This window comes from Leifsonia sp. McL0618 (assembly GCF_049994905.1).
In the GTDB taxonomy this organism is placed as follows: domain Bacteria; phylum Actinomycetota; class Actinomycetes; order Actinomycetales; family Microbacteriaceae; genus Diaminobutyricibacter.
This window is the reverse complement of the sequence record NZ_CP188258.1, coordinates 3,746,486-3,764,717: the sequence shown is the minus strand read 5'-3', so window position 1 is coordinate 3,764,717 and position 18,232 is coordinate 3,746,486. Positions and strand designations below refer to the sequence as shown.

Below are 18,232 nucleotides of genomic sequence, written 5' to 3'. Positions count from 1 at the left end.
GCATCCAGTGTGACCTGCCCGAATTACGCGCACATTTCGGCACCGGCTTGACCTTGACGTAGCGTCAACGTCTACCGTGGATTCTGCGCAACAATCCAGCGAATGAAAGGAGAGGCGGATGAACGCGGCAGTCCACGAGGCGACCCGCGACTGGTCCATCCAGGACATCGCACGCCTCGCTGGAACGACGAGCAGGACACTGCGTCACTACGACGACATCGGGCTGCTCGAACCGAGCCGCATCGGGGCGAACGGGTACCGCTACTACGACCAGCTCGCGCTCGTGCGGTTGCAGCGCATCCTGTTGCTCCGCGACCTCGGCCTCGGGCTCCCTGCGATAGCGGAGGTGCTCGGCAACCAGTCGGATGCCGCACACGCGCTCGCGGGTCACCTCGAGTGGCTTCGCGAGGAACAGAAGCGCCTGGCGCGGCAGATCGCGTCAGTCGAGACGACCATCGAGGCAATGAAAGGAGGTGAACAGATCATGGCAGAAGAGATGCTCGACGGGTTCGACCACACCCAGTACAAAGAGGAGGTCGAGCAACGCTGGGGCACAGACGCGTACGCGAAGAGCGACGCCTGGTGGCGCGGGATGTCATCGAGTGAACGTGCGGAGTGGCAGCAGCGTCAGAAACGGCTCGCAGCCGACTGGATCGCGGCCGAAGAGGCCGGCGAGTCCCCAGGTGGCGACGTGGCACAGACGCTCGCTCAACGCCACTTCGACTGGCTGCGGGACATCCCGGGCACGCCGGGCGGCGGCGGCGAAGGGCCGAGCAAGGCGTACTTCACCGGGCTCGGTGAGATGTATGTGGCCGACCCGCGCTTCGGCGCGAACTACGGCGGCCAGGCCGGCGCGGAGTTCGTGCGCGACGCGATGAAGGCGTACGCCGACCGCAACCTGTAGGTGGCCGGAGGGGCTGCAGACCCTCCGGTTCCCGGTTGGCGGTTGTCCGTTGGCGGTTGTCCGTTGGCGGTTGGCGGTTGCCGGTACCGGTGCCGGTGGCGGCTAGATCTAGTGCTCGGTCGCGTGGCTCGCGCGAGCAGCACGTGCGGAGTGAGCCGTACCTGCCTGGTTGGTTGCGCGTGCCGCACGCGCCGGTCCGAACAGCCGGTCGTCGAGCCAATACGCGGCGATCGTGCGGGCGTCGGCGCGTGGAGACGGCTTCGCGCGATCCGCGCCGTGTGCACCGATCGCCGAACTCGTCGCCCTGCGCGCTGCCCTGGCGCGTGAGCCGGAATCCGATTCGAGGAGGATGCCCTCACGCAGGTCGTACTGCACCGCCTGCTCGGCGGTGCCTTCGAGTTCGCGCTCGCCGGCATCCGCCCTCGCTGCCTCGGGCAGCCGGATCGCGAAGAGCGGGAGCGTCAGGCTGCAGAGCGGCCCGATCAGCAGGGCGAAGGCGAGCGTGCCGACGCCGACGTTGCCGCCGAGGATCCACCCGATGATCAGGACGGTGACCTCGATGCCGGTGCGGACCGACCAGATCGGCCAGCCCGTGCGCGCGTGCACGCCGGTCATCAGGCCGTCGCGCGGACCGGGGCCCATGCGGGGGCCGATGTACAGGCCGGTTGCGACGGCCAGAAGCAGAAGGCCGGCGGTGAAGAGGGCGACCTGGATCCACAGTTCGGTCTGTTGCGGGATGAGCCACAGGCCGAGCTGGGCAGCGGGCCCGATGAGCAGCACGTTCAGAACGGTGCCGACGCCGGGTCGCTGGCGGAGCGGGATCCAGAAGAGCAGCACAACCAGGCCGACGATGTTCGTGATGAGACCGAACGGGATGCCCGTCTTGAGGGAGAGGCCCTGGGCCAGCACGTCCCAGGGGGAGACCCCGATGCCGGCGCGGACCATCATGCTGATGGCGATTCCGTACAGGAAGAGACCGATGAGCAGCTGGACGATGCGTCGCGTCAGGAGGAGTCGGGAATTCACTCTTCCATCCAATTTCAGAATTGGACTTTGATCAAGTAGCCAATTCGTTTAAGGTGGCCTTATGCCGGATGCCCAACTCAGCGCTCGCGCCCTCGAAACCCTGCTCGGCGAATGGCGTGGGGCAGGCGCGCACTACCAAGCGCTCGCGGACCGCATCCGCCTGCTCGTCCTCGACGGGCGCATCCCCATCGACACGCGGCTTCCCGCGGAACGCGACCTCGCCGCCCGCCTGGGACTCAGCAGGACCACGGTCACCGCCACCTACCGTGCACTGCGTGAAGCGGGGTTCGTCGCAAGCCTCCGCGGGTCGGGAACACTGACGAGGCTGCCCGGGCCGGTGCTCGTCCCCGCGCCCGCCCAGGCCGACGGGCTCCTCGACTTCAGCAAGGCGGCGCTGCCTGCAGCAACGACGCTGGCCGCGGCGGCGCGGGCGGCGGCCGAAGAACTGCCCCACTTTCTGGCCGACTCCGGGTACGACCCGGTCGGGCTCCCGCACCTGCGCGAAACCATCGCCGAGCGCTACCGGTCGCGCGGTCTGCCCACCGAGCCCGGGCAGATCCTCGTCACAGTCGGAGCGCAGCAGGCGATCGCTCTCATCGCCCGCACCTTCGTCAGCCGCGGCGACCGGGCGCTCATCGAGATGCCGACCTACCCCCACGCTTACGAGGCGCTGCGGTCAGCGGGTGCGCGGCTGGTGCCCGTGACCGTCGTGCCGGTCGACGGGGCGGCGCGGGCCGTGCGGTCGGCGGATGCCGGTGCGCGGCGGGCGGGCGCGGCGGGGGATCGCGCCTCGGGGTCGGCGCGGTCGGCGGATGCCAACAGCGCCGCGGGCGCGACGGTGGATCGCGCCTCGGGGTCGGCGCTGTCTGTCGCCGGTGCGAGCCGTGGCGATGCACACGCCAGTGGCGATGACGGCTGGGACTCCGACGCCATCGAGCAGGCCATCGCGCGGGCGAATCCGACGCTCGCCTACGTGATCCCCGATTTCCACAACCCGACCGGCGCATCCATGTCGGTCACCACGCGCAGGCGGCTCCTTGCCGCCGCCGCAGGCCACGGGATGATCGTGGTCGCCGACGAAACCACCGCCGACCTCGACATCGACCGCGCGGAGACGTTCGGCCCGCTCGGAACCTACGGACAGGGCCGTGCGGGAGACGCGCCGGTCATCCACATCGGATCGGCGAGCAAGAGTCTGTGGGGCGGGCTGCGCATCGGCTGGATCCGGGCGGAGCGACCCATCATCCGCCGGCTGATCGCGGCGAAGCCCGCCAATGACCTGGGCACGCCCATCATCGAGCAGCTCGTCGTCGCGCGGATGCTGCCCGACATGGCCTCGATCGTCGAGGAACGGCGGGTGCAGCTGCGTGCAGGCCGCGAACAGGTGCGGATGCTCGTCGCCGAGCGGTTCACGGAGTGGACGATGCCCGCACTCGACGGCGGCCTGGCGGCATGGGTCGGGATCGGCGCCCCGATCAGCTCGCAGCTCGCGCTCGGCGCACGCAACAACGGGTTGTCCATCACGGCCGGGCCGCGGTTCGGTCTCGACGGTGCCTTCGAGCGTTTTCTGCGCATCCCGATCACGTATTCGTCGGCTGAGACGACCCGTGCGTTCGATGCCCTTGCTGCCGCGTGGTCCACGGTTCTGCGCCATCCGGTCCCCGACACCGGCTATCTAGCCGACGTCGTCTGACCCCTCGCCCCTCCCCCCGCCCGTGGCCGGACGACAACTACTGTCAAGTCAGGAAGGTGACTCCTGGGGGAGTACGGAAGGGTGCGGGGGATAAGACCAGGGTCTGATGTTTTTGCACAGGCTGCAATGAGATACTGGCCACCGAGCGCCACAGCAGCTGCTCGCAGCCGCGCCACGCGGCACCCATAATCACATTCCGCCAAGGGAACCCCTGTGCACTTTCTCGCCGTCCTCAGCATGAAGAACCGCGCGCTCATTGCGCTCGTCACGGTCGTCATCGCGATCTTCGGAGGGCTCGCGCTGACGAGCCTGAAGCAGGAGCTCGCGCCGTCCATCGAGTTCCCGCAGCTCGCCATCGTCACCAGCTACCCGGGTGCGTCGCCCGAGGTCGTCAACCACGACGTCAGCACGCCGATCGAGACAGCCATCCAGGGCGTCCCAGACCTCGACAGCACGTCTGCGGTCAGCAGCACCAACAATTCGCTGATCACGGCCAAGTTCACCTACGGCACCAACCTCGCGACCGCCGAGCAGAAGCTCGACCAGGCCATCAACCGCATCAAGGCGACGCTCCCCGACGGCGTCAACCCCCAGGTCCTCTCCGGCAGCATCTCCGACCTCCCGGTCATCCAGCTCGCCGTCACCAGCAACGAAGACCAGAAGACCCTCGGCGCGAACATCACCAAGCTCGCGATCCCCGACATCAAAGCTGTCACGGGCGTCAACGACGCTCAGCTGATCGGCGAGGTCGGGCAGCGGATCACGATAACGCCCAACAGCGCGAAGCTCGCCGAGGCCGGACTCACGTCGCAGGCGATCAAGGACGCGCTGCAGCAGAACGGCGTGCTGGTCCCCGCAGGCGCCATCACCGAGAACGGCAAGACGCTGTCGGTGCAGACCGGCACGCAGCTCGGCTCGGTGAACGACATCGCCTCGCTGCCGCTCATCCAGTCGCGCGTCGCGACGGGAGCGAGCGGCCAGGCCGGAGCAGCCCGAGCCGGAGCCGGAGCCGCAGGCGCCGCAGCGGCAGCGGCCGCCGCGCAGCAGGCCGCCACGCCGCCGGCACCCAAGACCATCGGCGACGTCTCGACGGTCGCCATCACGGATGACCCGACGACCTCGATCTCGCGGGTCGACGGCAAGCCGGCGCTCACCATCGCCGTCACCAAACTTCCGTCGGCGAACACCGTCGAGGTGTCGAAGGGCGTCAACGCGATCGTCTCCGACCTCGAGGCGAAACTGGGCTCGAACGCGAAGATCACCGTCGTGTTCGACCAGGCGCCGTTCATCGAGCAGTCGATCGCCTCGCTGACAGAGGAAGGCCTGCTCGGCCTCGTCTTCGCCGTGCTCGTGATCCTGCTGTTCCTGTTCTCCGTGCGGGCGACGCTCGTCACCGCGATCTCGATCCCCACCAGCGTGCTGATCACGTTCATCGGTTTGCAGGCTTCCGGCTACACCCTCAACATCATCACCCTCGGTGCACTGACCATCGCCATCGGTCGTGTCGTCGACGACTCGATCGTCGTCATCGAGAACATCAAGCGGCAGATGGTGCACGGTGTGGATCGAGCGGTCACCATCGTGCGCGCCGTGCGTGAAGTCGCCGGGGCGATCACCGCATCCACCATCACGACGGTCGCGGTCTTCCTGCCGATCGCGTTCGTCGGCGACGTGACCGGTGAGCTCTTCCGACCGTTCGCGCTCACGGTGACCATCGCACTGTTGTCGTCGTTGCTGGTCGCACTGACGATCGTGCCGGTTCTGGCGTACTGGTTCCTGCGTCCGCCGAAGGGCAGCAAGCACGAGGTCGTCGTGCTGTCGGAGGATGAGGGTGGCGCTCCCGGCGAGGACGAGCTGGAGCATCCGTCGCGCCTGCAGCGGGGGTACCTTCCGATCATCCGCTGGACGCTCAAATACTCGAAGACGACTATTGCGCTCGCACTGATCGTCCTCATCGGCACCATTGCGCTCACGCCGCTGATGAAGACGAACTTCCTCGGCTCGACCGGCCAGAACACGCTCTCCATCTCGCAGACCCTGCCGCCAGGCACCAGCCTTCAGGCGCAGGATGATGCAGCGAAGGTCGTCGAACAGAAACTGCTCGACACCAAGGGCATCAAGACGGTGCAGCTGTCGATCGGCTCGACCGGCAGCTCCCTGCGCGACGCCTTCACGGGCGGAGGCGGAAGCATCACCTTCTCGGTGACCACCGACCCGAATGTCGACCAGGCGGCACTGCAGAACACCGTCGAGTCGGAGATGGCGAAGATCACCGACCAGGGGGACATCACTGTCGCAACATCGAGCGGATTCGGCGCATCCAGTGACATCGTGATCGACATCACCGCTTCCACGAACGCGGACCTGCAGAAATCGACGGATGCGATCGTCGCCTCCCTCAAGAAGCAGCCCTCGATCAAGCAGACCACCGACAACCTCAGCGCGTCGCTTCCGTATGTCGCCGTGAAGGTGGACCGCGCGAAGGCAGCGCAGGCCGGACTCAGCGAGGTGGCCGTCGGCACCATCGTGTCGCAGTCGATGCAGCCCACAACAGTCGGATCGGTCGCAATCGACAACGCGACATTGAAGCTCTACATCCAGAGCGACAACCCGCCGACGACGGTCGCGGCCCTTTCGGCGCTGAAGATCCCCACCGCGGCCGGTCCCGTCGCCCTGGACACGGTTGCCACGGTAGCGCAGACGAACGGTCCGGCCACGGTCACGACCGAGCGTGGCCTCCGGAGTGCGACCGTCACGGCGACACCCGCGACCGACAACCTGTCGACGGCGAACGCCGACGTGCAGAAGGCGCTCACGACCACCGACCTGCCGGCCGGTGCGACGGCGAAGGTCGGCGGCGTCACCGCGAGCCAGGGAGATGCGTTCTCGCAGCTCGGCATCGCGCTGCTCGCGGCGATCCTGATCGTCTACATCGTCATGGTCGCGACGTTCCGATCACTGCGTCAGCCGCTGCTGCTCCTGGTCTCGATCCCGTTTGCGGCGACAGGCGCGATCATCCTGCAGATCGTCTCGGGCATCCCGCTCGGTGTCGCATCGCTGATCGGTGTGCTGATGCTCATCGGCATCGTCGTGACGAACGCGATCGTGCTCGTCGACCTGGTCAACCAGTACCGGCGTCGCGGCAGACTGGTTCCTGACGCGGTCATGCATGGCGCCTCGCGTCGTCTGCGCCCCATCCTCATGACGGCGCTTGCGACCATCTTCGCCCTGCTCCCGATGGCGATCGGCCTCACCGGCGGGGGTGGTTTCATCTCGCAGCCGCTCGCGATCGTCGTGATCGGCGGCCTCGTATCGTCGACGATCCTCACGCTGGTCGTGCTCCCGACCCTGTACAACCTCGTCGAGGGCGCGCGCGAGCGTCGCATCGCGCGGCGGGCAGCGAAGGCGGAGGCGGGGGAGGCCCCGATCATCGAACCGCGCAACGCCGGCCGACCAGGTGACGAGGAGGACGAGGTGGAGGAGCCTGCGCCTGCGCAGCCGTAGCCTCTGCAGCAGCTGAGGGCCGCCCCGCCGCACTGGCGCGGGCGGCCTTTCCGCTGAATACTGGGGTCACCTCAGCGGAAGGTGGATCATCGTGGAGATCATCCAGGTCGCACAGCACGCCGACGACCTCGATCGCGCTGCGGCGTTCTATGAGCGCCTGCTGGGCGGCCCGCCAGCCGCGCGATTCGATCCGCCTGGCCTGCTCTTCTTCAACGTCGGGATCGGCCGGCTGCTCCTCGAGCAGGCCGCGCCGTCGGCGCTCGTCTACCTGCAGGTCGACGACGTGCGCGCCACGACGGAGGAACTGCGGGCGGATGGCGTCGAGGTCACCGGCGAACCGCACGTGATCTTCACGCACACCGACGACACGCTGGGGCCGGCCGGAACAGACGAGTGGATGTCCTTCATCCGCGACAGCGAAGGCAACACGGTCGGGCTGGTCAGCCACGAGCCCCGGCACGATCCCTGAGGTATATATGTCCGACGTCACGCCAGCTCATTGCCGGCGGCTCGGTCGCGCTTGCGGGTGCGCTGATGTGTTCACTCGTCGCTCTGAGCTTTGACGGCGGTTTCGTCATCTGGTCCCTGTGTGCGTTCTTTCTCGTCGGCGCGGGCGTCTACGCCTGGCTGTTCGTGAGGGAGCGGCCCGCGTAGCTCTTGTCTGGATCAGGTCGGCGTCCGTCATCCCAGACAGTTCGGATGCGGCTACCGTTCCCGAGAAGACCCGCCCTTGCTAGCGTCAAGACCGTGACCCCACGCCCGCTCTCCGTCGACCCGCTCTGGCCCCGAACCGGCGACTGGCCGGCCCCCGGCGACTTTCCGGCCGATGCCCACTTCGACCTGACCGTGCTCGGCATCCCGACGTGGCGTACGTCCCTATCGCAGACCGGAGCAGGCGAGACCCCTGCCGCAGTGCGCGCCGCCCTGCGCTTCTACAGCGCGTTCGTCACGCCCGATCGCGGCGTGGCGCCCGCAGCCCGAACCCTGGCCGGCCTGACCATCGTCGACGCGGGCGACGTCGACGAACCCGATGGCCCCGAGGGCGAGACTCGCGCGATCGCAGGGATGGCGGATGCCGCCGCACGCTCGACCGCGGTGCTCGCGCTCGGCGGCGACAACGCGCTCACGGTTCCCGCAGCGCTCGGCGCGTGGGGCGCCGAACTCCCAACCGCCGGCCTCGTCACTCTCGACGCGCACCACGACCTGCGCGACGGTGTCAGCAACGGGTCCCCCGTTCGGCGGCTGATCGAGGCGGGGCTCGATGGACGCCGGGTCGTGCAGGTCGGCATCGCGGATTTCGCGAACTCAGCCGAGTATTCGGCGCGCGCCCGCGATCTGGGCATCACGGTCATCCATCGCGACGAACTGCACCGGCGGCCGATCGAAGACGTGATGGCGGAGGCATTCGAGATCGCGGGGGGAGCGGGCGGCCCGGTCCACGTCGACCTGGATGTGGACGTCTGCGACCGCTCGGTCGCTCCGGGATGCCCGGCCTCTGTGCCAGGCGGAATCTCGGCTTACGAGCTGCGCAAGGTGGCGCGGGCGGCGGGGCAGCATCCATCCGTGCGGTCTCTCGACCTCGCCGAGGTCGACGCGACGGCGGATGCTCCGGACGGCCGCACCGTGCGCCTCACCGCGCTCGCCGTGCTCGAGTTCGCCGCCGGTCTCGCCGCCCGCTGATCGCATGGCGCGAGACCGACCGTTCCGGTCGAGACGGCCCGGCAGAACGGTCACGCTCGACCGGAAGGGTCACACTCGGCACGACCGCCGCCGTCAGGCGATGCGCGCGCCGTCTTTCCACGTCGCGGAGACGAGCGGCACGCCAGGCCGGTAGGCGAGGTGCACATACGACGGAGCATCCAGTACGGCCAGGTCGGCCCGCGCTCCGACGGCGACGCGTCCGATGTCCAAACGCCGCAGCGCCGCCGCCCCGCCCGCGGTTGCCGACCACAGCGCCTCGGCGGGGGTCATCCCCATGTCGCGCACGGCGACCGCGATGCAGAACGGCATCGACGACGTGAAGGACGAGCCGGGATTGCAGTCGCACGCGATCGCCACGGTGACGCCGGCGTCGATCAGGCGCCGGGCATCCGGGTAGGGCTGCCGGGTCGAGAATTCGACCCCCGGCAGCAGCGTGGCGACAGTGGATGAGCCGGCCAGCGCGACAACGTCCGCGTCGGTCAGGTAGGTGCAGTGGTCCACGCTCGCAGCGTCGAGCGAGACGGCGAGCTGCACGCCTTCGCCGGGGCCGAGCTGGCTGGCGTGCACGCGCACACCCAGCCCGCGCGCCGCACCAGCTGTGAGCACGCGACGCGACTGCTCGACCGTGAACGCTCCGGTCTCGCAGAAGACATCGATCCACCGGGCGTGTGGCGCGCAGGCGTCCAGCATGGGGCCGGTGACGAGGTCGACGTAGGCGTCGGGGTCGTCGGCGTATTCGGCCGGAACGACGTGGGCGCCGAGGAAGGTGACCTCGTCGGTGACGGACGCGGCGATCGCGACGAGCCGCGCCTCGTCGTCGACGCTCAGCCCGTAGCCGCTCTTGATCTCGACGGTCGTCGTGCCTTGCCGGTGGAACTCGCGGATGAACCCATGCACCCTCGCGCGCAACTCCGCATCCCCGGCGGCGCGCGTCGCCGCCACCGTGCTGCGGATCCCGCCGGCAGAATACGGCAGGCCCGACATGCGCGCCTCGAACTCCGCCGAACGGTCCCCGGCGAACACCAGGTGACTGTGCGAGTCCACGAACCCGGGAATGACGGTCGCCCCGCCGAGGTCGGTGACGACGTCGGCGGCGAGGTCGGCCACGGCGGCGGATGCCGGCCCCACCCACGCAACGCGGCCGTCCTCGATCAGCACCGCGGCATCCGCCACCAGACCGAGCCGGTCGACGCCTGTCGCGCCGGGATCGGCCGGGTCGTTGGTGACGAGCTGGCCGATGCCGGTGAGGAGTTCGCGGGTCACGCCGCTCAGTCTTCCATCATGGGTACGCGCAGGCCGCGCTCCCGCGCCACTTCAGCCGCACGCTCGTAGCCGGCGTCGACATGGCGCATGACGCCGGTGCCAGGGTCGTTGGTCAGCACGCGCTCGATCTTCTCGGCTGCGAGGGGTGTTCCGTCGGCGACGACCACCTGGCCGGCATGGATGGACCGGCCGATGCCGACACCGCCACCGTGGTGGATCGACACCCACGTCGCCCCCGACGCCGTGTTGAGCAGAGCGTTGAGCAGCGGCCAGTCCGCGATCGCGTCAGAGCCGTCGGCCATGGCCTCGGTCTCGCGGTAGGGCGAAGCGACCGATCCCGAGTCGAGGTGGTCGCGTCCGATGACGACCGGGGCGCTGAGCTCGCCGCTCGCGACCATCTCATTGAATTTCAGTCCGGCGAGGTGCCGCTCCTTGTAGCCGAGCCAGCAGATACGCGCGGGCAGTCCCTCGAAGTGCACCTTCTCGCCGGCCTGGGTGATCCAGCGGCGCAGGTGCTCGTCGTCGGGGAACAGTTCCAGGATGGCGCGGTCGGTCGCGGCGATGTCAGCGGGGTCGCCCGAGAGCGCGGCCCACCGGAACGGCCCCTTGCCTTCGGCGAAAAGCGGGCGGATGTACGCGGGAACGAACCCGGGGAACTCGAAAGCCCGCTCGTACCCGCCGAGCTGCGCTTCGGCACGGATCGAGTTGCCGTAGTCGAAGACTTCGGCGCCGGCGTCCTGGAACCCGACCATGGCCTTGACCTGCTTCGCCATCGAAGCCCGGGCGCGCAGCGTGAACCCTTCGGGGTCGGCCGCGGCCGCCTCGTGCCATTCGGCGACCGAGATGCCCTCGGGCAGGTAGCTCAGCGGGTCGTGCGCGCTGGTCTGGTCGGTGACGATGTCGATCGCGACACCGCGGGCGAGCAGTTCGGGAAAGACGGTCGCCGCGTTGCCGACGAGACCGACGGACAGTGGTCGGCGCTCAGACTTCGCGGCGAGCACGCGCGCGATCGCATCGTCGATGTCGTCGGCGAGTTCGTCGAGGTAGCCGTGGTCGACCCGGCGCTGCAGGCGGGTGACGTCGACGTCGACGATGAGCACCACGCCTTCGTTCATCGTGACCGCGAGCGGCTGGGCGCCGCCCATCCCGCCCGCGCCGCCGGTCAGCGTGAGGGTCCCGGCGAGCGTGCCACCACCCTGCTGGTCGGCCCCGCTCCGGCGGGCGGCGAATTTCGCGGCGATCGCGGCGAACGTCTCGTACGTTCCCTGCAGGATGCCCTGCGTGCCGATGTAGATCCAGGAACCGGCGGTCATCTGCCCATACATCGTGAGGCCGAGCGCCTCGAGCCGGCGGAATTCCGGCCAGGTCGCCCAGTCGCCGACCAGGTTCGAGTTGGCGATGAGCACGCGAGGCGCCCACTCGTGTGTGCGGAACACGCCGACCGGCTTGCCCGACTGCACGAGCAGCGTCTCGTCGGCCTCGAGGGTTGTGAGCGTGCGCACGATCGCGTCGTATGCATCCCAGTTGCGCGCCGCCTTGCCGGTGCCGCCGTAGACGACGAGGTCGTCCGGCCGCTCGGCGACGTCGGGGTCGAGGTTGTTCATCAGCATGCGGAGGGGACCCTCCGTCTGCCACGACTTGGCGGTCAGGGTGGTGCCGCGCGCGGCGCGGACCTCACGAGGTCCCGACATGGTGTGCTCCTTCGAACGGATGGTGTGGCTGGGCGGGCTAATTCAATGTTCCGGTGACGGCTTCGGCGGCATCGAGGATGCGCCGCTCCTGCACCAGCGCGACGACGGCTTCGATCTCGGGCGAGAGGTAGCGGTCGGGGCCGGGGCCGGCGGCGACCTCGCGCACGGCCGCGAGGACAGCGCCGGTCGCGGGACCGGGAACCAGCGGCGCGCGCAGCTCGGCGCCACGGGCCGCAGTCATGATCTCGATGGCGAGGACGCGACCGAGCCCGTCGAGGCTGCGGCGCAGTTTGCGGGCGGCCGACCATCCCATCGAGACGTGGTCTTCCTGCATGGCAGACGACGGGATCGAGTCCACCGAGGCGGGGGCGGCGAGCCGCTTCAACTCGGAGACGATGCCGGCGGCCGTGTACTGGGCGATCATCAGCCCGGAGTCCACGCCGACTTCGTGGGCGAGGAACGGGGTGAGGCCCTGGTTGCGCGCGGGGTCGAGGAACCGGTCGGTGCGGCGTTCCGACATGCTGGCGACATCCGCGATCACGATCGCGAGGAAGTCGAGCACATAGGCGACAGGTGCGCCGTGGAAGTTGCCGTTCGACTCGACGCGGCCGTCGAGCGTCAGCACGGGGTTGTCGACCGCCGAGGCGAGCTCGCGCCCGGCGACGAGCTCCGCATGGGCGAGAGTGTCGCGCGCGGCACCGTGCACCTGGGGCGCGCAGCGCAGCGAATAGGCGTCCTGCACGCGGGTGCACTCGGGTCCCTTATGGCTGGCGACGATCGGGGAGCCCGCGAGTACAGCACGCAGGTTGGCGGCGGAGAGAGCCTGGCCCTGCTGGGGACGCAGCCGCTGCAGGTCGTCGGCGAACACGGCATCCGTGCCCATGAGCGCTTCGACGCTCATGCCGGCGGCGATGTCGGCGGTGGTCAGCAGCGCGGCGAGATCGTAGGTGGCGAGGGCGAGCATCCCGAGCATCCCATCGGTGCCGTTGATGAGGGCGAGGCCCTCCTTCTCGGCCAGGCGCCGCGGGCGGATGCCGGCGGCAGCGAGTGCGTCGGATGCGTCCACGAGTTCGCCGGCCACCCGCACCTGGCCTTCGCCCATCGCGGCGAGGGCGCAGTGAGCGAGGGGTGCGAGGTCGCCGGAGCACCCGAGGGAGCCGTACTCGCGCACGACCGGGGTGATGTCGGCGTTGAGGAGAGCGGCGTAGGTCTCGACCGTGGTGCGGCGTGCGCCGGTGCGGCCCGTCATCAGGGTGGAGAGGCGCAGCAGCATGAGGGCGCGCACGACCTCGCGTTCGACCTCGGGGCCGGAGCCGGCGGCGTGCGAACGCACGAGGCTCGCCTGCAGCTGGGCGCGGCGATCGGACGGGATGAACGTGGTGGCGAGCGCGCCGAAGCCGGTCGAGATGCCGTAGTGCGGCTCGGTGTCGTCGGCGAGGGCTTCGATAATGGCGCGGGACGCCTCGACCGCGTCGAGGGCGGCGGGGTCGAGTTCGACGGCTGCGTCGTGGCGGGCGACGGCGACGACATCCGCGATGGTGAGGGGGCCGGCGCCGACGGAGACGCCGGCGACGGACGTGATGGTGGTCATGCTCTCGATCACACACCAGCGCGGCGGCGCTCACAATGCAGTTACACTGCTCGGTGTCTTGAATGCCAGACGGGAGGTGCGCGTTGGCCGGGAGCTCGAAGGTCCCTGCGGCGGAGAACACGCTGCAGGTGCTCAGTTTTCTCGCGACGCAGCGCGGGCCCGTGCCGGCAGCGACGATCGCGTCCTCCCTCGACCTGCCCCGCTCGACCGTCTACCACCTGCTCGCGGTGCTCGTCGAACACGGCTTCGTGCTGCACCTGCCCGAAGCGCGCCGGTACGGGCTCGGGGTGCGGTCGTACGAACTCAGCTCCGCGTTCTCGCGGCAGGAACCGCTCAGCAGGCTGGGGCGTCCGATCCTGGCAGGGCTGGTCGACCGCATCGGCGAATCCGGTCACCTCGCGGTGCTCCACGGACGGGACGTCGTCTACATCGTCGAGGAGCGCGCTCCGCGGCGCCCCCGGCTGGTGACGGATGTGGGGGTGCGGCTGCCGAGCCACCTCACGGCGAGCGGGCGGGCGCTCCTCGCGAGCCTGCCGGCCGGCCAGGTGCGGGCGTTGTACCCGGACGCGGCGGCCTTCGTCGACCGGGTCGGCGGCGAGCCGCATACGTATGGGGCGCTGAAGCGCATCCTCGAGCGGGTGCGTGCCGACGGGTACGCGACCGAGGACGGCGAGGTGACGCCGGGGTTCGCATCCGTCGCCGTGTCGGTGCGCGACCACGCCGGGTGGCCTGCGGCAGGGATCGCGATCACGTTTCCGCGGGAGAACATCCCGCACGAGCAGTGGGCGGGGCTCGCGGCGCAGATCACGGAAGCGGCCGCGGAACTGTCGCGGCGCATCCGCGGGCTGCCGGTTTAGTCTGGTATTCCGGACGATGGTGCTTGGTGCGCGGAGTGCGCGGCAGCGATCGGCTTGGCGTAGCAGACGCTGAACTCGTCGCCGACGTACGGACCGAAATTGGGGATGCGCGTGTAGCCGCGCTTCTCGTACAGTGCGATGGCCGAGTACTGCAGCGGACCGGTCTCCAGCTGGAGCGCCGGGACGCCGGCGCCGGCAGCGGTGGCCTCGAGCTGATCCATCAGGGCGGATGCGAGACCCTTGCCGCGCGCATCCTCGTGCACGAACATCCGCTTCAGTTCTGCCGTGCCGTCTGACCTCACGACCAGTGCGGCCATGCCGAGCGCACGGCCAGCAGAGTCCCGTCCGACGAAGACGGTCACGCCGGGCTGCTCGAGTTCGCTCACATCGAGCAGGTAGCAGCTCTCGGCCGGGTAGAGGGACAACGTGAACTCGTCGCCGAGCCGCAGCAGTTCCGCGATCCCGGGGGTGCGTGGCGGTTCGATCGCGATGCTCAAAGTCACCTGACCACGATAACAACGTCGCGACTACGCTCACTGCATGGCCCAACGCCTTGCACGCGCCACCGAACGGGTGTCGTCGGTGGAACTGCTCTTCGACCTCGTGTTCGTCTTCACGATCACGCAGGTCACCGAGATCGTTGTCGAGCATCCGACGTGGGCCGGAGTGGGCCAGGCCGCGCTCACGATGGCGGTGGTCTGGTGGATGTACGATGCGTTCGCCTGGCTGACCAACCAGGCCGGTGAGGGCCCAGGACTCCGCATCGGACTGGTCGCCGGGATGGTCGCGTTCCTGCTGCTGGCCGTAGCGATCCCGGATGCGTTCGGAGCGTCCGGGATTCTGTTCGGGTTCGCGTACCTCGCGATCGTCCTCATCCACTTCACCGTCTTCGCGAAGTTCGGGGCTCCCGGATCCGGCCGTTCGATGCTCCGAGTGGTCCCGTTCAACCTCGCCGGAGCATCCCTGGTGGTGTGGGCGGGCTTCGTCACCGGCCCGGCGGATTGGATCCTCTTCTCGCTCACCCTCGTCGTGATGATCCTCTCGTCATTCACGGGCGGGCCGGCAGGCTTCGACATCGGTGCAACCCATTTCGTCGAGCGGCACGGCCTGCTGATGATCATCGCCTTCGGGGAATCGATCGTCTCCGTCGGTGTCGGCGCCGGCAGCCACGAATTCGACCTCGGGGTCCTGGTCGGAATCGTGCTCTGTGTGGGGATCGTCGCGGCGCTCTGGTGGTGCTATTTCACCGGAGACGACGAGCGTGCCGGTCGCAGCATGACCGGTGCGTCGAGCCGCCGGCGGGCGTACCTCGCCATCACCGCCTTCGGCCTGGACCACTTCGTGATGATCTTCGGGCTGATCCTGCTCGCGGCCGGAGTGAAGCTGACGATCGGGAATGTCTTCGCGGTGGCCGAGCCTGTCGCCGCGATCCTCCTCGGCGCAAGCGTCGCGCTCTACCTGATCGGGGATGCACGCTACCGCCAGGAGCTCGAACTCGGCCCGGCCTCGCTGAGGTACACGGGCGCTGCGCTCGCCGGGGCGAGCATCGTCCTCGGTCTCGTGGCCCCCGTAGCGTGGCAACTGTCAGCCCTGCTCGTCATCGTTATCGCGGTCATCGCGATCGAATGGAAGCGCGGTTCACGCAAGTCACCGTGACTTCACAGGCGGTATCCGGTAATGTAGCTAAGTCGGCTCTTGACACCGCGGTTGTACGCGGATGGGTTTGTAAGTCAGGTGGGCCGGTTTCACCGCCAATCGGCGAGTGAATGATCACTGTATGTGAACGGTCCCGGCCAAAGGCTTGCCCGGGTTTCTTATGACCACGACGAAACGTCGTGCGTTCAGTCATGCACTCAAGACAACCCAGGAATAGCTCTATGGCCAACTTCAAGAAACCGCAGAACAAGACCTTCGTACCGCGCGACGGCGCCCGCAAGGGCGCCCCCAAGTCGGGTAGCCGCAGCCCCGGACACCGTGGGTACCGCCCCGCCGAAGAAGGCGTCGCGCCCAAGAAGCAGCGCTGGAACGCCGACGAGCGTGCCGCGCGCGCTGAGGGCCGACCCTCCGCCGGTCGCAGCGAGCGTCCCAACTGGGAGCCGCGCGCCAAGGGGTCCAACTGGGAGCCGCGTGGTGCGCGCACCGAGCGCCCTGCTTACGGCGACCGCCCGCAGCGTGGTGAGCGTCCTGCGTATGGTGACCGGCCGCAGCGCACCGAGCGCCCTGCTTACGGTGACCGCCCGGCTCGCACGGAGCGCCCCGCTTACGGTGACCGCCCGCAGCGTACCGAGCGTCCTGCGTATGGTGACCGCCCGGCTCGCACGGAACGTCCCGCTTATGGTGACCGGCCGCAGCGTGCTGAGCGTCCTGCGTATGGTGACCGCCCGGCTCGCACGGAGCGCCCTGCTTACGGTGACCGCCCGCAGCGTGCTGAGCGCCCTGCTTACGGTGACCGCCCGCAGCGCAGCTTCGACAACGACCGTCCGCGTCGTTCCTTCGATGGCGACCGCGCCCCGCGCACGGAACGTCCCGCTTACGGTGACCGGCCGCAGCGTACCGAGCGTCCCGCATATGGCGACCGCCCGGCCCGCACGGAGCGTCCCGCCTACGGCGACCGCCCGGCCCGCAGCTTCGACGACCGCCCGCGTCGCTCGTTCGACAACGACCGTCCGCGCCGCGATTTCGACAACGACCGTCCGCGCCGCGAGTCCAGCGACTCGAAGTTCTACCCCAGCCGCGAGGAAAAGGGCCACTTCACGCCGACTGACGACGTCGTGCTCGAGCGCCTCGAGGCCGACGCGATTCAGGCTGTCGACGTCGAAGGCGTGACCTTCGCCGATCTGGGCCTCGGCGGCAACATCGTCAACGCGCTCATCGAGCTCGGAGCTTCGTCGCCGTTCCCGATTCAGGCTGCGACCATCCCCGATGTCATCGCCGGCAAGGACGTGCTCGGCCGAGGCCGCACGGGTTCCGGCAAGACCATCGCCTTCGGTGCGCCTCTCGTCGAGAAGCTCATGGAGAACGGTGGAGGCAAGAAGCGTCAGATGGGTCGCAAGCCCCGCGCGCTCATCCTCGCCCCGACGCGCGAGCTCGCCTTGCAGATCGACCGCACCGTGCAGCCGATCGCCCGCAGCGTCGGTCTCTTCACCACGCAGATCTACGGTGGTGTTCCGCAGGGCCGCCAGGTCGGCGCGCTGCAGCGCGGGGTCGACATCGTCATCGGCACGCCGGGACGCATCGAGGACCTCATCGAGCAGGGACGCCTCGACCTCAGCGAAGTCACCATCACGGTGCTCGACGAGGCCGACCACATGTGCGACCTCGGTTTCCTCGAGCCGGTCCAGCGCATCCTTCGCGAAACCGCCGACGGCGGCCAGAAGCTGCTCTTCTCGGCCACGCTCGACAAGGGCGTCGCCCAGCTCGTCAACGAGTTCCTGCCGGAGCCGTCCGTTCACGAGGTCGCCGGTGAAGACCAGGCCTCCTCGACGATCGACCACCGCGTGCTCGTCATCGAACACCGCGACAAGGGCGCCATCATCGAGCAGCTCGCCGACCGCGAGGGCAAGACCCTCGTCTTCGCACGCACCCGTGCGTTCGCGGAGCAGCTCGCCGACCAGCTCGACGATGCCGGCATCCCGGCCGTCAGCCTGCACGGCGACCTGAACCAGTCACGGCGCACGCGTAACCTTGCGCAGCTCACGAGCGGCCGGGTCAACGTGCTGGTGGCGACGGATGTCGCAGCCCGCGGCATCCACGTCGACGACATCGACCTCGTCATCCAGGCCGATGCCCCTGACGAGTACAAGACGTACCTGCACCGCTCGGGCCGCACGGGCCGCGCGGGCAAGCAGGGCACCGTCGTCACGCTCATCCCGAAGCAGCGTCGTCGCCGCATGGACGAACTGCTCGGCCGCGCCGAGATCGAGGCGGAGTTCGCTTCGGTGATCCCCGGCGACCAGGCGATCACCGACCTGACGGCGAACCTGTAGCCACTGCCCGTCGAAA

13 protein-coding genes are annotated in these 18,232 nt (G+C 68.9%); 8 read left to right on the top strand and 5 right to left on the bottom strand.

Going from position 1 to position 18,232, the window contains the following annotated elements; all coding sequences use genetic code 11:
- The first annotated feature begins 118 nt into the window (after positions 1-118).
- Positions 119-904, top strand: a complete 786-nt coding sequence (locus tag ACPPVQ_RS18095) for a MerR family transcriptional regulator (protein ID WP_426516513.1) — start codon at positions 119-121, stop codon at positions 902-904.
- A 108-nt stretch (positions 905-1,012) separates the two neighbouring features.
- On the opposite strand, the gene ACPPVQ_RS18090 is transcribed toward ACPPVQ_RS18095, so the two are convergent.
- Positions 1,013-1,930 (bottom strand): YczE/YyaS/YitT family protein, encoded by a 918-nt coding sequence (locus tag ACPPVQ_RS18090; RefSeq protein ID WP_426516512.1) that lies wholly within the window; start codon positions 1,928-1,930, stop codon positions 1,013-1,015.
- Positions 1,931-1,991: 61 nt separating this feature from the next.
- Between ACPPVQ_RS18090 and ACPPVQ_RS18085 the strand changes: the two genes are divergently transcribed.
- The 4 genes from ACPPVQ_RS18085 (at position 1,992) to ACPPVQ_RS18070 (ending at position 8,807) form a co-directional block, all read left to right on the top strand.
- The gene (locus ACPPVQ_RS18085; RefSeq protein ID WP_426516511.1) at positions 1,992-3,623 is read left to right on the top strand and encodes a PLP-dependent aminotransferase family protein; all 1,632 of its coding nucleotides are present in this window, start codon (positions 1,992-1,994) and stop codon (positions 3,621-3,623) included.
- Positions 3,624-3,836: 213 nt separating this feature from the next.
- Positions 3,837-7,127, top strand: coding sequence for an efflux RND transporter permease subunit (locus tag ACPPVQ_RS18080; protein ID WP_426516510.1), 3,291 nt, complete (start codon positions 3,837-3,839; stop codon positions 7,125-7,127).
- Between the two features lie 91 nt (positions 7,128-7,218).
- Complete coding sequence (locus ACPPVQ_RS18075) at positions 7,219-7,596, top strand: VOC family protein (RefSeq protein WP_426516509.1); 378 nt, start codon at positions 7,219-7,221, stop codon at positions 7,594-7,596.
- A 278-nt stretch (positions 7,597-7,874) separates the two neighbouring features.
- Complete coding sequence (locus ACPPVQ_RS18070; protein ID WP_426516508.1) at positions 7,875-8,807, top strand: arginase family protein; 933 nt, start codon at positions 7,875-7,877, stop codon at positions 8,805-8,807.
- 93 nt (positions 8,808-8,900) lie between these two features.
- Here ACPPVQ_RS18070 and hutI read toward each other — a convergent pair whose 3' ends face one another.
- From hutI to hutH, 3 genes are read right to left on the bottom strand one after another with little or no spacing between them, the layout of a single operon-like run.
- Positions 8,901-10,091 carry an imidazolonepropionase gene (gene hutI / locus ACPPVQ_RS18065; protein ID WP_426516507.1) on the bottom strand — a complete coding sequence of 397 codons (1,191 nt, stop codon included), beginning with the start codon at positions 10,089-10,091 and terminating at the stop codon, positions 8,901-8,903.
- Between the two features lie 5 nt (positions 10,092-10,096).
- A complete protein-coding gene (hutU, locus tag ACPPVQ_RS18060; protein ID WP_426516506.1) occupies positions 10,097-11,782 on the bottom strand; it encodes a urocanate hydratase in 1,686 nt (561 codons plus the stop codon).
- Between the two features lie 37 nt (positions 11,783-11,819).
- On the bottom strand, positions 11,820-13,373 hold the full coding sequence (hutH, locus tag ACPPVQ_RS18055) for a histidine ammonia-lyase (RefSeq protein ID WP_426516505.1): 1,554 nt from the start codon (positions 13,371-13,373) through the stop codon (positions 11,820-11,822).
- A gap of 62 nt (positions 13,374-13,435) precedes the next feature.
- Here hutH and ACPPVQ_RS18050 point away from each other — a divergent pair, with 62 nt between their 5' ends.
- Entirely contained in the window at positions 13,436-14,230 is a 795-nt protein-coding gene (locus ACPPVQ_RS18050; RefSeq protein ID WP_426516504.1) for an IclR family transcriptional regulator, read from the top strand.
- Here ACPPVQ_RS18050 and ACPPVQ_RS18045 read toward each other — a convergent pair.
- Complete coding sequence (locus ACPPVQ_RS18045) at positions 14,227-14,733, bottom strand: GNAT family N-acetyltransferase (protein ID WP_426516503.1); 507 nt, start codon at positions 14,731-14,733, stop codon at positions 14,227-14,229. The two genes, ACPPVQ_RS18050 and ACPPVQ_RS18045, sit on opposite strands and share 4 nt — an antisense overlap.
- A gap of 37 nt (positions 14,734-14,770) precedes the next feature.
- Here ACPPVQ_RS18045 and ACPPVQ_RS18040 point away from each other — a divergent pair, with 37 nt between their 5' ends.
- Both ACPPVQ_RS18040 and ACPPVQ_RS18035 read left to right on the top strand, forming a co-directional pair.
- The gene (locus ACPPVQ_RS18040; RefSeq protein ID WP_426516502.1) at positions 14,771-15,886 is read left to right on the top strand and encodes a low temperature requirement protein A; all 1,116 of its coding nucleotides are present in this window, start codon (positions 14,771-14,773) and stop codon (positions 15,884-15,886) included.
- Between the two features lie 221 nt (positions 15,887-16,107).
- Positions 16,108-18,216, top strand: a complete 2,109-nt coding sequence (locus tag ACPPVQ_RS18035) for a DEAD/DEAH box helicase (protein ID WP_426516501.1) — start codon at positions 16,108-16,110, stop codon at positions 18,214-18,216.
- Positions 18,217-18,232: the final 16 nt, after the last annotated feature.

Excerpts from the sequence above, each read along its gene's own strand:
- ACPPVQ_RS18095 (WP_426516513.1), top strand. The coding sequence starts at position 119 with ATGAACGCGGCAGTCCACGAGGCGACCCGCGACTGGTCCATCCAGGAC.
- ACPPVQ_RS18085 (WP_426516511.1), top strand. The coding sequence starts at position 1,992 with ATGCCGGATGCCCAACTCAGCGCTCGCGCCCTCGAAACCCTGCTCGGC.
- hutU (WP_426516506.1), bottom strand. The coding sequence starts at position 11,782 with ATGTCGGGACCTCGTGAGGTCCGCGCCGCGCGCGGCACCACCCTGACC.
- hutH (WP_426516505.1), bottom strand. The coding sequence starts at position 13,373 with ATGACCACCATCACGTCCGTCGCCGGCGTCTCCGTCGGCGCCGGCCCC.
- ACPPVQ_RS18050 (WP_426516504.1), top strand. The coding sequence starts at position 13,436 with ATGCCAGACGGGAGGTGCGCGTTGGCCGGGAGCTCGAAGGTCCCTGCG.
- ACPPVQ_RS18040 (WP_426516502.1), top strand. The coding sequence starts at position 14,771 with ATGGCCCAACGCCTTGCACGCGCCACCGAACGGGTGTCGTCGGTGGAA.
- ACPPVQ_RS18035 (WP_426516501.1), top strand. The coding sequence starts at position 16,108 with ATGGCCAACTTCAAGAAACCGCAGAACAAGACCTTCGTACCGCGCGAC.